14 protein-coding genes and 1 tRNA gene are annotated in these 12,671 nt (G+C 69.9%); 6 read left to right on the top strand and 9 right to left on the bottom strand.

Features of this window, described 5'->3' with window-relative positions; all coding sequences use genetic code 11:
* Positions 1–105: 105 nt before the first annotated feature.
* The 6 genes from GJ634_RS05385 to GJ634_RS05360 form a co-directional block, all read right to left on the bottom strand.
* A tRNA-Gly gene (locus GJ634_RS05385) sits at positions 106–177 on the bottom strand.
* A 110-nt stretch (positions 178–287) separates the two neighbouring features.
* Positions 288–914 (bottom strand): class I SAM-dependent methyltransferase, encoded by a 627-nt coding sequence (locus GJ634_RS05380; protein WP_157500938.1) that lies wholly within the window; start codon positions 912–914, stop codon positions 288–290.
* A gap of 1 nt (position 915) precedes the next feature.
* Entirely contained in the window at positions 916–3,021 is a 2,106-nt protein-coding gene (locus tag GJ634_RS05375) for a type II secretion system F family protein (RefSeq protein ID WP_157500936.1), read from the bottom strand.
* A 1-nt stretch (position 3,022) separates the two neighbouring features.
* Complete coding sequence (locus GJ634_RS05370) at positions 3,023–4,672, bottom strand: type II/IV secretion system ATPase subunit (protein WP_157500934.1); 1,650 nt, start codon at positions 4,670–4,672, stop codon at positions 3,023–3,025.
* Between the two features lie 62 nt (positions 4,673–4,734).
* A complete protein-coding gene (gene ddh / locus GJ634_RS05365) occupies positions 4,735–5,661 on the bottom strand; it encodes a D-2-hydroxyacid dehydrogenase (protein WP_157500932.1) in 927 nt (308 codons plus the stop codon).
* Between the two features lie 47 nt (positions 5,662–5,708).
* Positions 5,709–5,930 (bottom strand): hypothetical protein, encoded by a 222-nt coding sequence (locus GJ634_RS05360; RefSeq protein ID WP_157500930.1) that lies wholly within the window; start codon positions 5,928–5,930, stop codon positions 5,709–5,711.
* A gap of 81 nt (positions 5,931–6,011) precedes the next feature.
* Here GJ634_RS05360 and GJ634_RS05355 point away from each other — a divergent pair, with 81 nt between their 5' ends.
* On the top strand, positions 6,012–6,245 hold the full coding sequence (locus GJ634_RS05355; protein WP_157500928.1) for a hypothetical protein: 234 nt from the start codon (positions 6,012–6,014) through the stop codon (positions 6,243–6,245).
* On the opposite strand, the gene GJ634_RS05350 is transcribed toward GJ634_RS05355, so the two are convergent.
* Entirely contained in the window at positions 6,246–7,451 is a 1,206-nt protein-coding gene (locus tag GJ634_RS05350; protein WP_157500926.1) for a GTP-binding protein, read from the bottom strand.
* 104 nt (positions 7,452–7,555) lie between these two features.
* Between GJ634_RS05350 and GJ634_RS05345 the strand changes: the two genes are divergently transcribed.
* The 3 genes from GJ634_RS05345 (at position 7,556) to GJ634_RS05335 (ending at position 10,856) form a co-directional block, all read left to right on the top strand.
* Positions 7,556–7,852 (top strand): hypothetical protein, encoded by a 297-nt coding sequence (locus GJ634_RS05345; protein WP_157500925.1) that lies wholly within the window; start codon positions 7,556–7,558, stop codon positions 7,850–7,852.
* Between the two features lie 70 nt (positions 7,853–7,922).
* Positions 7,923–8,897: a TRC40/GET3/ArsA family transport-energizing ATPase gene (locus GJ634_RS05340; RefSeq protein WP_331714003.1), complete on the top strand. Its 975-nt coding sequence runs from the start codon at positions 7,923–7,925 to the stop codon at positions 8,895–8,897.
* Between the two features lie 105 nt (positions 8,898–9,002).
* The gene (locus tag GJ634_RS05335) at positions 9,003–10,856 is read left to right on the top strand and encodes a carbon starvation protein A (RefSeq protein ID WP_157500924.1); all 1,854 of its coding nucleotides are present in this window, start codon (positions 9,003–9,005) and stop codon (positions 10,854–10,856) included.
* A gap of 71 nt (positions 10,857–10,927) precedes the next feature.
* Here GJ634_RS05335 and GJ634_RS05330 read toward each other — a convergent pair whose 3' ends face one another.
* Positions 10,928–11,545, bottom strand: a complete 618-nt coding sequence (locus GJ634_RS05330) for a hypothetical protein (RefSeq protein WP_157500922.1) — start codon at positions 11,543–11,545, stop codon at positions 10,928–10,930.
* Positions 11,538–11,918, bottom strand: a complete 381-nt coding sequence (locus tag GJ634_RS05325) for a cupin domain-containing protein (protein ID WP_157500920.1) — start codon at positions 11,916–11,918, stop codon at positions 11,538–11,540. The genes GJ634_RS05330 and GJ634_RS05325 overlap by 8 nt, the downstream gene beginning before the upstream one ends.
* A gap of 90 nt (positions 11,919–12,008) precedes the next feature.
* Here GJ634_RS05325 and GJ634_RS05320 point away from each other — a divergent pair, with 90 nt between their 5' ends.
* Both GJ634_RS05320 and GJ634_RS05315 read left to right on the top strand, forming a co-directional pair.
* The gene (locus GJ634_RS05320) at positions 12,009–12,230 is read left to right on the top strand and encodes a hypothetical protein (protein WP_157500918.1); all 222 of its coding nucleotides are present in this window, start codon (positions 12,009–12,011) and stop codon (positions 12,228–12,230) included.
* A gap of 59 nt (positions 12,231–12,289) precedes the next feature.
* Positions 12,290–12,671, top strand: a 382-nt coding sequence (locus GJ634_RS05315) for a DUF5793 family protein (protein ID WP_157500916.1), incomplete at its 3' end; no start/stop codon positions are given.

Below are 12,671 nucleotides of genomic sequence, written 5' to 3'. Positions count from 1 at the left end.
GGGCGGCGGGATTCCCCGTGTAGTGGAACCACGCCATTCGTACCTCTCTTAATTCCGATGCATTAGAGTCAGAAAAGGCGGATAGAGGCGCTGAAAGCGCCGATATGCACCGACCGGGATTTGAACCCGGGCCATGAGCTTGGAAGGCTCAGGTCCTAGCCACTAGACCATCGGTGCTCACCACGTTCACACCGTGCATCGACGAACTTCGTTCGTCTCAACATCGGTGCGCTGCGCTCGCGTTGAACGCGAGACAGTTTGTCGTTCCGCCCCGTCGCTTAAGGGCGTTACTCTTCGCTGTGCGCGACGGCGTAGCAGTTCCCGCTGGAGACGAAGGCGTCCTTGACCGCGAGGTCGCTCGCGTCGAGGTCCGCGCGGAACTCCGCGGGAGCGTAGATGTGGTAGAACCGCGGGACCGTCTCGCCGCCGGGGAGCGTCCAGTCGACGGTGGTGTCGAAGCCCTCAGTTCGGTCAAAGGTGTCGTGTTCGGTGCTCCACGCGCTGACGAGCGCGGCGCCGCCGGGTTCGAGCACGCGCTCGAGTTCGTCGAGGCTGGCGACGCGCGCCTCGCGGCTGCGGAGGTGGTGGAGGGTCGCGACGTACACCGCGAGGCCCGCGACGTCCGCGGCGAGCGGGAGGCGTTCGGCGTCGCCGGCGACGAGGGCCGCGTCGAAGCCGCGGTCGGCGGCGCGGTCGCGGGCCGCGGCGAGGAGGCCGCGGCTGGCGTCCACGCCGACGGCGCGGTCGGCGCGCGCCGCGAGCAGTTCCGTGTGGCGGCCGTTCCCGCAGCCGACGTCGACCGCCACGGTGGCGCTGCGGCCGTCGAGGAACTCCTCGACCTCGGGCCACGGGTACTCGCGGGTCTTCGAGAAGTGCTCGGCGATGCGGTCGTAGGTGTGGTGGACGCCCGCCATGCTACGCGAGCACGAGGAAGGTGCCGTACGCGAGCGCGAGCATCACGGTGGCGTGTTTCGCGCCGGCTTTCACGCTGCCCTGTCCCATCTGCCCCGCGACCAGCCCCGAGCAGACCGCCTGCACGAGCCCCGTGTGGAAGAACACGAGACTGTACGCGTCCTTCGTCGCCTGCGTGAGGTTGGCCGTCCGGGAGAACGCGCCAGTCCCGCCGCCTCCGGGGACCTGATCGGTCGGCGCGGCGGCCTCCACGACCGGGATGTTCGGGATGAAGATGACGTCGAGCGCGACGATGATGGCGAGGAACACGAAGAACGCGATGTAGGTGACGACGAGGTACGTGAGCAGTTCGCTGCGGCGGTCGCGCTCGAGCCGGCGGGTCGCCTTCGCCTCGTTGGCGGCGATGCGCAGCACCGGCCCGAGGTCGCCGCTGGCGTGCATCGCGTTCGTCGTCAGCGTCACGACCCGGGAGATGGCGGGGGTGTCGGTGCGGTCGCGGAAGCGCCCGAGCGCGTGCTCGATGCGCGCGCCCCACTGGACGTCCGCCCACGTGCGTTCGAGCTCCGTGGAGAGCGCGCCGAGGTCGCTGCCGACGACGCGCCCGAAGCTCTGGACGACCGGCATCCCCGCCTCGTTCGTGGACGCGAACCGGTCGAGGAAGTCCGGCACGCCCGCCTCGACGGCCTTCACGCGGCGGCGGTGGAGCTCGTACGCGACGGTGAACGTCCCGAGCACGAACAGCGCCGCGTGGACGAGCGGGCCGTCGTACGCCGCGAGGTCCGTGGAACCCGCCGCCACGAGCGGCCACCACTGCACCGCGAGGTAGAGCGCGGCGAGCGGCATCGTCCCGTAGAGGAGGACGGTCGGGGACTCGCGGATGACCGTCACGGGGTTGCGCAGCCGGTAGAGTATCGGCCGCAGCGTCTCGTAGACGTCGAGGCGCTGGCGGTTGAGCGGCGTCGACGCGCTCTCGGTCTGCCCGCCGTCCGTCCGCGCCGGCCGCCCCCGGATGGACTGGAAGCGCGACGCGGACTCCGAGTCCTCCTCGTCGACGGTCGCGCCCCCGGTCGCCGTCTCGGTGATGCTGTCGAGGTAGACGACGAACCCGACCGTCGCCATCGGAATCAGGAGGTACGCGGTGAACCGCAGGAAGGTGAGGGTGTCCCCGAGCGTGAGGCCGACGACGACGAGAATCGTGATGAGGAACAGCGGCCCCGCGACGAGCAGCGTGACGTACGCCTCCGCGAGCGTCGCGAGCAGTTCGAGGAACTGCTCCTGCTGGGCTTCCGCCTCCTCGGCGTAGTACTCGTACTGGCGCTCGAGGAACCCCGGGAGGTCGCGGCCGCTCTGGAGGACGCTCGTGAGGTTCTCAGCGAACTCCGCGAGCTCCTCGCTGGGCGTGCGGTGGCCGAGCCGGCCGAGCGCGCGCAGGATGTCCGCGCCGTACATGTCGACGTCCTTCACGGCGACGCCCATCTCCTCGGCGCTCTCCCCGTACACCTCGCGGTTCCGCGCGAGAATCCGCAGCACCTCCGGGAGCGCCATCCCGCTGCGGGACAGCGCGTACAGGAACGCCACCGTCCGCTCCATCGACGCGTCGATGCGGCGTTCGCGCTCGCCGGCGCGGTAGCTCGGCATCGACCACCGGAACTGGTAGGCGGCGTACCCAGCGAGCACGCCGAACGTCGCGCCAGACGCGAGGAAGATGCCGAACAGCTCGCCGACCGCGAACCCGCCGACGCCGTCGACGAACAGCGACTGGACGGCCGCGGGGAACCGCGACTGGAGCGCCTCGGAGGCGGTGCCGAGGAACACGAGCACGCTCGCGACGAGGTAGACGCCGAGGATGCTGCCCGCGAGCGCGCCGACCGTCGCGTAGAAGTACGTCCGCGCGGCGTACACCCGGTACGTCTGCGGGACGTGGGCGCCCTGCAGCGCGGCGACCTGGTCGGGGTTGGCGTCCCGGCGCCGGCGCGCGAACCGCCCGAACGCCGAAAGCGACAGCCGGGAGACCGAGCGGTCTATCGACGGCGCGAGCGGCGCCGCGGCGAGCGCGAACAGCGCGCCCAGCACCGCGACCAGCGGCGCGAAGACGAGTGGCGACGCCATGCTACTCGCCGACACCCGGCGCGTTCACGGTGACGTCCTCGTCGAGTTCGGCCTGGACGCGGTCGACGACGCGCTCGGGGTCGGCGTAGTACTCGTTGATGACCGCCGTGAACTGCCGGTAGTCGGTGACGTCCTGCTCGGTGAGGTACTGGAGGACGCGCTTGCGGTTCCGGAGCTCCCGCAGCAGCTCGCCCCGCGACCAGCCGCGCTCGTCCCGGATCTCGTCGAGGACGACGGAGTCGCGCTGCTCGAAGTCGTCGTTGCTGGGGTTCCACTCGAAGGCCGTCGAGTAGTCGAGGTCGCCGGTGCGCTGGTCGATGCCCTCGATCTCCGCGACGACGCGGTTCCGCCGGACGCGCTCGCCGCCGACGTGCGTGAGCGTCTGCACGCAGAGGATGTCGAGGCTCTGAATCATCGCCCGCGGGACGTTGATGGGGTCGTTCTCCAGGCGATTGATGACCGTCTGGACGCTGTCGGCGTGCATCGTCGAGTACGTCGTGTGGCCGGTGTTCATCGCCTGGAACAGCGTCATCGCCTCGTCGCCGCGCACCTCGCCGACGATGATGTACTCGGGGCGGTGGCGGAGCGCCGACCGCAGCAGGTCGTACATCGTGATGTCCTCGCCCTCGCCGAGGGACTCCCGGGTGACGGAGGACAGCCAGTTCTCGTGGAACAGCGTCAGCTCGCGGGTGTCCTCGATGGTGAGCACCTTCGAGCGCGGCGGCACGAACATCGAGATTGCGTTCATCGACGTGGTCTTCCCGGACGCGGTGCCGCCCGCGAACAGCAGGCTCTTGTTGGACTCGATGGCGAGCCAGAGGTACGCCATCTGGTCGAGGTCGAACGTGTTGTAGTCGACGAGCGTCGCGGGCGTGAACGGGTCCTCGCTGTACTTCCGGATGGTGAACGCGGACCCCCGCGGGGTGACCTCCTCGCCGAGCGCGAGCTCGGCTCGGGAGCCGTCGGGCAGCGTCGTCTCCGTCACGGGGTCGCCGATGGAGATGTGGCGGCCGGACTGCTGGGCGAGGCGAACGACGAAGCCGTCGAGCTCCTCCTGCTCGTAGGAGACGTTCGTCTCGACGTCCGTGTACTGGTCGTGGTAGACGAACAGCGGGACCTCGTAGCCGTCGCAGGAGATGTCCTCGATGTGGGGGTCCCGCATCAGCGGGTCGAGCTTCTCGAACCCGTCGAACGCGCGGTGGAGGTAGTAGAACAGCCGGTAGAACGCGTTCGGGCCGACGTCGAGGCCGTACTCCTCGAGCAGCCGCTTCATCTGGCGCTTCAGGACGGCTTCGCGGTCGTCGGGCTCGTACTCGGCGTCGTAGATGAGCGCGTCCCGGATGTCGTCGTACAGCGTCTCGAGGAGGTCCTGCTCGAAGTCGTCGAGGCCGGGTTCGACGACGTGGTAGCGGTACTCGTCGTTCTCGGGGTCGTGGCCGACGTAGACGAACGCGTACGGCGCGTGCACCCAGTAGCGGTCGACCTCGTCGTAGCCGTCGAGGCCGTCGAACTCGACGAGCGGCCCGTGGGCGGCGGGGTCGTACTCGACGAGTTCGACCGTGGACCCGCGGACGACGTCGACGACGCGCTCGGCGCGCTGTCGGAGGCTGTCGAGTCGGCGGTCGAAGTCCGCGAGCAAGTCCTCGGGCATCGATTACTACCTCCACGTTCGCCCGCGTCACCTTAAAGTCTGGCTGCCCGACCGCGGCGGGGCTACACGACGCCGTTCGCGAGCGGTTCGCCGTCCGCGATGCGGCGGACGTTCTCGCGGACGAGCGCCGCCATCCGTGCGGGGTAGTCGCGGGTCGCGGCGGCCGCGTGCGGCGTCACGACGACTTCGTCCATCTCCCAGAGCGGCGAGTCCTCCGGGAGCGGTTCCTCCTCGAAGACGTCGAGCGCGGCGCCGGCGAGGTCGCCGGCTTCGAGCGCGTCCACGAGCGCGTCCTGTTCGACGACGGGGCCGCGCGCGACGTTCACGAGCACGGCGTCGTCGCGCATCGCGTCGAGTTCTTCGGCGCCGATCATCCCTTCCGTGTCCTCCGTGAGCGGGACCGCGAGCGCGACGAACTTCGCGTCCGCGATGGCCTCGCGGAGGTCGCCGCTCGGGTAGACCGCGTCCACGTGGTCGACGGGCGTGGGCGTGCGCTTGACGCCCACCACGTCCACGCCGAGCGCGTCCGCCCGCGCCGCGATGCCCTGCCCGAGCGTGCCGAGGCCGACCACGCACAGCGAGGAGCCGTCGAGCGTGAACGGGTCCTCCCACGCGGGCCACTCCCAGTGCTTGTCCTCCTGCTGGCTGCGGTACTGGTGGAGCCGGCGCGCGAACGACAGCATGTAGCCGGCGACCGTCTCGCCGACGCTGTCGCCGTGCGTGCCCGTGCTGTTCGTGAGCCGGACGCCCGCCGCCTCGAGGTCGTCGAACGGGAACCGGTCGACGCCGGACTGCACGGAGTGAATCCACTCCAGGTCGGCGTCGAGGAAGGCGTCGTCGTACGTGAACGTCACGAGCGCGTCGACGCCGCCGAGGTCCTCGGAGCTCACGGCGGTCACCTCCGCGTCGACGTCGGCGAGCTCGTCGACCAGCACCGCCGGCGGGAACAGCGTCTCTACGGACTCGTGAATCCCGATGCGCGTCACCATACCCGCCGGTTTTCCGCCCGGCTTCTACAGTGTGTCGGTGCCGGCGCTCACCGCGTCGCGACGTACGAGATGGTGAAGATGAGGACGGCGGCCGTCGCGACGTTCACGAGCGTGAACGCCATCGCGCCGATGAACTCCAGGCCGCCGACGATGCCGAGCGCGAACAGCGTCGACAGCACCGCGTTCAGTCCCTGCACGACCCACGGGTTCCCCTCCGAGCGCGCGGCCCCCTCGCTGAACCCCCCGTCGTCGGCGTCGTCTTCGCTCATACGTCGACCCGCGTGAGTGGCGCACTTAGCTCTTGGCCGAGCGGACCGGGGAACTAAGGGCGACGAGCGCCAGCACCCCACATGGGCATCGTCAACAAGGTCTCGGCGGCGCTCTCGAACAGCGCGGAGTCCGAGTCCGTCGACGCCGACGCCTCCCGGGGCGCGTACTGGTGCGACGGCTGCGACGTCCGCGTCCGCGACGTGAACGTCGACGAGCAGGGCCTCGACCGGGACGACGAGGGCACGCCGCTGTGTCCGGACTGCGGCGACCAGATGCGCTTCGAGCGCACGTACGCCGACGGCTGCGCCTGCTGACTACCGGGGTTCGGGAGCCCGGAGCACGACCTCCGCAGCGTCCTCCGTGCCGAACGGCCCGTCCGCGAGTTCCTCGACGTCCGCCCACTCGTCGTCCGTCACGAGCGCGTCGTCCAGCCGCTCCCGGAGCGCCGCCTCGTCGACGTCCGTGCCGATGACGACGAACTCCGTGCGCCGGTCGCCGTGTTCGGCGTCCCACTCGAGGTTCGGCCGGTTCGACCGGTAGAGGTCCTGTTCGACCTCGGGCAGCGACGCAATCCACGGGCCGCGGGCGGTCACGCGCACCGACTCCCCCGCCTGCCCGACGGTCTGTCGGAACTCGTTGCCCGCGACCCACAGCGTCCCCTTCGAGCGCACGACGCCCTCGGGGAGCGTCCGCAACACCTCGGCGACCCGCTCGGGGTGGAAGGGCCGCCGCGCCCGGTACGTGAACGACGACACGCCGTACACCTCGTCGGGGTGGCGGTGGCCGTGGCCGTCCTCGCCGTGGTCGTCCTCTTCGAGCGCGCGCTTCCAGCCCGGGAGGTCGCCGACCTCGCCCTCGTCGAAGCGCTCGACGTCCAGCAGCCACGACGGGTCGACCTCCGAGAACGACGTCCGCACCACGTCGGCGTCCGGCTGGAGCGCCGCCACGAGCTCCTCGGCCTCATCGAGTTCCGCGTCCGCGCAGAGGTCGGCCTTGTTGAGGACGACGGCGTTCGACACCTCGATCTGCTCGACGAGCAGGTCCGAGAGCGGCCGGTCGTCCTCCTCGGCGGCGACCCGCTCGGGCGTCCCGTCGCCGCCGAACGTGTCCACGAGCAGGCGGCTGTCCACGACCGTCACGAGGCCGTTCACGCGGTACTTCGCGGCGACCCGCGACTCGGTGGTGAACAGCCGCGCGACGGGCGCGGGCTCGGAGATACCCGAGGACTCCACGACGAGGTGGTCGAACTCGCGGTCGTCCGCCAGCCGCACCACCGCGGACTCGAGGTCGTCCTGGAGCTCGCAGCAGATGCAGCCGTTCGACAGCTCCGTGACGCCCCCCGCGACGTCGACCTCCGAGCCCTCCGCGACCAGCTCGGCGTCGACGTTCACGTCGCCCATGTCGTTGACGAGGACGGCGATGTCGCGGTCCCCCGCGGACCCGAGCAGGTGGTTCAGCAGCGTCGTCTTCCCGGCGCCGAGACTCCCCGAGAGCACCGTCACCGGAATCCGGTCGGTCATGCGTGTGAGTACGTGCCAGCCTCCTTGAAGCTCGCGCTTCTCGGGGCTGTCGCCGGCGGGCGACCGCGAGGGCTTTTACCGCGCGAGTGCCTAGCAGGCCCACGATGAACGTCGCCGAGCGGATCGCGGCCTACCGGGAGGCCCTCGAGGAGTGGCTGCGCGGCCTCTACCACGGGATGGTGTCCCACCCGGCGTACGAGAAGATCGAGAAGGAGGCCGAGGACCTCGAGGACGCCTTCCTGCTGGCGTGCTTCCCGGACGCCTTCGGCATCCCCTCGCCGGTCTCGTACTACACCGCAGAGATACTGCCGTACCTCGAAGACGAGTTCGAGGCGTGGGAGCGCCGCCTCTGGGACCGCGAAACGATGCTCGAACGCAAGGGCCAACAGTACCACTTCTGATGACCGGGACACGACCCCACCGACCGCTCGCACCGCAGCCGACCGACCGCCCGACGCCGGAGGGCGACCGGTGAAGCCGTTCGTCTTCTTCGGCGGGAAGGGCGGCGTCGGCAAGACGACCGTCTCGTGTGCGTACGCGCGGAAGTGCGCCGACGCGGGCGTCGAGACCCTCGTCGTCTCCACGGACCCAGCGCACTCCGTCTCGGACGTCTTCGACCAGCAGTTCGGCGACGACCCCGAACCAGTCGAGGGCGTCGACGGGCTCTCCGCGCTCGAAATCGACCCCGACGAGGAGGTCACCGCGCACCTCGACGACATCCGGAACCGGCTCTCCGACCAGGTGTCGGCGTCGATGGTCAACGAGATCAACAAGCAGCTGGAGATGGCCCACCAGACGCCGGGCGCCTACGAGTCCGCGCTGTTCGACCGCTTCGTGGAGGTGATGCGGGAGAGCGACCCCTACGACCGCGTGGTCTTCGACACCGCGCCCACGGGGTCGACGCTGCGCCTGCTCGGCCTCCCGGAGTTCCTCGAGTCGTGGGTCGACCGCCTGATGCACAAGCGCCGCCAGAGCATCGACCTCTTCGAGAAGGCCGCCATCGGGAACAACGAGCCGCGGCGGGTGATGGACGGCGACCCGGTCCTCCAGCGGCTCCAGGAGCGCAAGGAGTTCTTCGAGTTCGCGGGCGGCGCGCTCCGCGAGGACGCCGCGTTCTTCCTCGTGTTGAACCCCGACCAGCTCTCGGTCAACGAGACCGAGCGCGCCATCGCGGACATGGACGACGAGGGCCTCGCCGTCAGGGGGCTCGTCGCGAACAAGCTCACGCCGTCGCCGGACGACGACGAGAACGGGCGCGGCGCGCGCTACCTCCGGGACCGCGTCGCGACCGAGCGCGAGCGGCTGGCGACGGTCCGCGAGGAGCTGTCGCCGCCGCTGGTCGCGGAAATCGAGTCCCGGACCCGTGAAGTGAAAGGCGACTTACTCGCTGAGGTCGCCGACGAACTCGACGTCGAGGTCGCCGCCGAGGAGCCGGCGTTCGTCTGAGCGCCGGCGCGGACTCCCGCGATTATTTCGCCTGCGAGGCCACTCATTAAGAGGCGAACGCTTAAGTGCTCGTTCGGTAATCAGTGTCACGAAGGTACGTTACAAATGACACAGGTAATTTGGATTGTGGCAGCGGTCCTCGTCACGTTCTCGTTGGGGTACGTGGGGTACTCGAAGTACCTCTCACGGTTCGTCGACCTCGACGACTCGCGTGACACCCCTGCCCACAAGTACGAGGACGGACAGGAGTACGTTCCGGCGAAGAAACCAGTACTGCTCGGCCACCACTTCTCCAGCATCGCGGGCGGCGCGCCCATCGTCGGCCCCATCACGGCCGGCGCCATCTGGGGGTGGGTGCCCGCACTCGCGTGGGTCGCCATCGGCAACCCGCTGATGGGCGCCGTCCACGACTTCGTCTCGCTGTCCGGCTCGATGCGACACGAGGGGAAGTCCATCGGCTACATCATCGGCGAGTACGTCGGCGAGCGCGGGAAGAACATGCTGCTGTGGTTCGCGTTCATCACCATCATCCTCGTCGTCGCGGTGTTCGCGCTCGTCGTGGGCATCGTGCTGAACGCGTACCCGTCGGCGGCGACCGCGAGCTTCGTGTACATCGGCCTCGCGGTGCTGTTCGGCATCTACCTCTACCAGCTCGACGGCCCGTTCATCCCGGGGACCATCGTGTTCGTCGCCGGCGTGTTCGCGGGCGTCTGGGTCGGCATCCAGTACCCGTTCGCGCTGTTCGAGCTGGCCGGTGAGGCCGCCCACCCCGCGGGCACGTTCGTCCTCTTCGAGGGGACTGGCTCGTGGGTCCCGGGCGCCGGCGCGCTCGGCGGCAACACCGCCGCGTGGGTGCCGGTCATCCTCGTCTACGCCGCGGCCGCGAGCGCGCTCCCCGTGTGGGTGCTGCTCCAGCCGCGCGACTACCTGTCGTCGTTCCTGCTGTACGCGGGCGTCGGCGGCGCGCTCGTCGCCATCGTGGTCGGCACGCTGCTGAACACGGCCGCCGAGCCGCTCGTCATCTCCGACAGCATCAGCGCGTTCACCGGGTTCATGGGCGTCGAGAGCAGGGCGCCGTTCCCGCTGTTCCCGATGCTGTTCGTCACCATCGCCTGCGGGACCATCAGCGGGTTCCACTCGCTGGTGTCCTCCGGGACGACCGCCAAGCAGCTCAACAAGGAGAGCGACGCCCGCCTCATCGGCTACGGCGGCATGCTCGGCGAGGGCCTGCTCGCCGCGGTCGCGCTATCCACGCTCGCCATCGCCGGCATCGCGTCCGACGCGGCGGCCGGCGGCATCGGCGGCGCGCTCCCGAACTTCGCCGCCGGCGGCGGCGTCATCCTAACTAGCATCGGCCTCCCCGCCGAGTACGGCGGGCCGTTCATGGCGCTCGTGCTCGTGAGCTTCCTGCTCACCTCGACCGACACCGCCGCGCGCCTCGGCCGCTACATGATGGAGGAGATCGTCGGCACGCAGGGCAGCGGCACGACGACGGGCTTCGGCGGCGGCGTCGGCTCGTTCGCGAAGGGCCGGTACACGAACCCCGTCGTCCAGTGTCTGCTCGCGTACGTGCTGGTCATCTCCGGCGAGTGGGCGACGCTGTGGGCGCTGTTCGGCAGCGCGAACCAGCTGCTCGCCGCGCTCGCGCTGCTCACCGCGACGGTCTGGCTCGCCAACTGGGACGAGAGCAAGCAGCTCGTCAGCACGGGCGTCCCGATGGCGGTCATGGTCGTCATCACGGTGCTCGCGCTCGTGTTCCTCTCGATGTACCAGTGGCTCTACGTCGGCCTGATTCAGGGCGGCGCCGCGGGCCTCGGGAGCCAGGTTTCGATGGCCGTCCGCATCGTGCTCGCGGTGGTGCTCGTCTACCTCGCGCTGTCGCTGGTGCGCATCGGCTACGGCAACATCAGCAGAGTGCGCGGCGGGAGCGAACCCGCCGCCGAACCGAGCGACGACTAAAATCGACCGCTCCACGGTCCCTATTTCCTGTCCCTCCCCCGAACCGCGTAGCGGCGGCCCCGTCGCGCCGGCTACGTCCAGAAGCGCTTCGCGAACCGCGAGAGGAATCCCTCGGGCTCGGGCTCGAGGTCCCCCCAGAGCGCGAACGCGTTCGCGACGTCGGCCTGCTCGCTGGCGACCGCGCGCTCGTCGCCGGGCGCGACGACGACGAGGTTCACCTCGTAGTGGCCGTAGTAGCCGTACTTCAGCAGCGTGCGGTCCCGGAACCCCTCGACGTACGACGCCACGTCCTCGGGCACCGCCTCGGCGACGAGCACGAACGTGAACTTCGTCTCGTAGTGCTCCTCGTCGGCGGTGATCCAGTCGTCGGCGAGGTCGTGGCCGAGCTCGACGAGCGCCTCGAGGTCCGCGACGGTGGGGCGGTCGGTGCGCCGCGCGAACAGGTACTCCTCGGCCTCGTGGTCGGCGTAGCTCAGCGCCGGGTGGAAGAACTGCTTCTGGGTGAGCATCCGCAGCTCGCCGTAGAGGTCGAAGCGCTCGCCGCGGACCGCGCGGTCGCGCTCGAGGTCGTAGCTGAACATCAGCCGGTCGCTCACGCGGTCGAAGTACTCGTCGTCCCACGTCGGCACGCTCTCCCGAATCTCCGCGGGGAGCTCCTCGGGGTCGCGCGCGGCGTCGGCGTCAGTCATCCTCCGGGTCGTACGCCACCGCGTCGTCGGGCGCCGGCGGCGCGCCCACGGCGAGCAGTTCGACGCGCTCGTCGGCGTCCTCGGGGTTGTGCGCGCGCTGCGGGCTCTCCGGGTCCACCGTGAACAGGTGGCCCTCCGGCACCTCGTAGGTCCGCTCGGGCGTCTCCACGGACAGCGTCCCCGAGAGCACGAAGAACGCCTCCTCCTGGGTCTCGTGGTAGTGGTACGCCAGCGGCACCTGCTCGCCGGGGTCGGCCCGGAACAGGTTCACCGCCATGTTGTCGAGGTCGCCCGCGTCGGTCAGCGAGCGGTACTCGCACGGCCGTCCCTCCGGCACTTCGACGTCGTCGGGGTCGACGATTCGGTAGCCCATGCCTGTAGATACCACACGCCGGTTAAAAGCCCGTCGCGTCCGCGCGCCGCGGGCGGCAGAATTATGGCCGTTCGCGTGCGAGTAGTAGGCATGGCAGAGCAACAGCCGACCGAAGCGTGCGGGCGCTGTTCGATGACGACCGTCGTCGACGCCGTCGACGCGACCAGCGACGGCGGCATGCCCGACCCCTTCGACGGCGAGCGCATCGAGGTCGAGGAGTCCGACGTGCGCCGCGTCTCCCCGGTGGCGTGGATGCAGGACGCGACCGCGCGGCTGAACGCGGCGGTCAAGCGGTTCACGTACGGCCAGTGAGCGATTCCCGTCGGGGGCGTTACGTTCATTTCCCCGTCCGCCCTATTCACCCGTAGGGAATGCGCCGGGACTACTTCGAACTGGACGTCGCGAACGTCGACTGGGTCGACGAGGACGGTGACCCCGAGAAGCCGAACGTCACCATCGAGTTCACGGGCGCGGCCGCGGAGCTCGAGGACCGACTCACGGACCGGGACGGCAACCGCCTCGACGCCAGCGAGACCGACGCCACGTTCCGCCTGACAGACGACGTCGACGACCCGGACGCCGGCGGCGTCGTCGCCGTCACGAACCGCATCACCGGGGAGTTCGTCCTCGAACTGAACCAGGACGCCGACGACGTCCTCCAGTTCGTGCGCGCGGCCCGCCGGTACGGCGAGGCGACCGGCGACGACGGCCAGTACCGCGTCGAGATTCGGGTCGACGGCGAGCAGCTGGTCG

This window comes from Halobacterium sp. CBA1126, assembly GCF_009741975.1.
Taxonomy (GTDB): Archaea; Halobacteriota; Halobacteria; order Halobacteriales; family Halobacteriaceae; genus Halobacterium.
Note: the sequence above shows the minus strand (reverse complement) of the source record. Positions and strands in the feature narration are given on the sequence as shown.

Excerpts from the sequence above, each read along its gene's own strand:
- GJ634_RS05375 (WP_157500936.1), bottom strand. The coding sequence starts at position 3,021 with ATGGCGTCGCCACTCGTCTTCGCGCCGCTGGTCGCGGTGCTGGGCGCG.
- GJ634_RS05355 (WP_157500928.1), top strand. The coding sequence starts at position 6,012 with ATGGGCATCGTCAACAAGGTCTCGGCGGCGCTCTCGAACAGCGCGGAG.
- GJ634_RS05325 (WP_157500920.1), bottom strand. The coding sequence starts at position 11,918 with ATGGGCTACCGAATCGTCGACCCCGACGACGTCGAAGTGCCGGAGGGA.
- GJ634_RS05330 (WP_157500922.1), bottom strand. The coding sequence starts at position 11,545 with ATGACTGACGCCGACGCCGCGCGCGACCCCGAGGAGCTCCCCGCGGAG.
- GJ634_RS05360 (WP_157500930.1), bottom strand. The coding sequence starts at position 5,930 with ATGAGCGAAGACGACGCCGACGACGGGGGGTTCAGCGAGGGGGCCGCG.
- GJ634_RS05345 (WP_157500925.1), top strand. The coding sequence starts at position 7,556 with ATGAACGTCGCCGAGCGGATCGCGGCCTACCGGGAGGCCCTCGAGGAG.
- GJ634_RS05380 (WP_157500938.1), bottom strand. The coding sequence starts at position 914 with ATGGCGGGCGTCCACCACACCTACGACCGCATCGCCGAGCACTTCTCG.
- GJ634_RS05335 (WP_157500924.1), top strand. The coding sequence starts at position 9,003 with ATGACACAGGTAATTTGGATTGTGGCAGCGGTCCTCGTCACGTTCTCG.
- GJ634_RS05320 (WP_157500918.1), top strand. The coding sequence starts at position 12,009 with ATGGCAGAGCAACAGCCGACCGAAGCGTGCGGGCGCTGTTCGATGACG.
- GJ634_RS05350 (WP_157500926.1), bottom strand. The coding sequence starts at position 7,451 with ATGACCGACCGGATTCCGGTGACGGTGCTCTCGGGGAGTCTCGGCGCC.
- ddh (WP_157500932.1), bottom strand. The coding sequence starts at position 5,661 with ATGGTGACGCGCATCGGGATTCACGAGTCCGTAGAGACGCTGTTCCCG.
- GJ634_RS05370 (WP_157500934.1), bottom strand. The coding sequence starts at position 4,672 with ATGCCCGAGGACTTGCTCGCGGACTTCGACCGCCGACTCGACAGCCTC.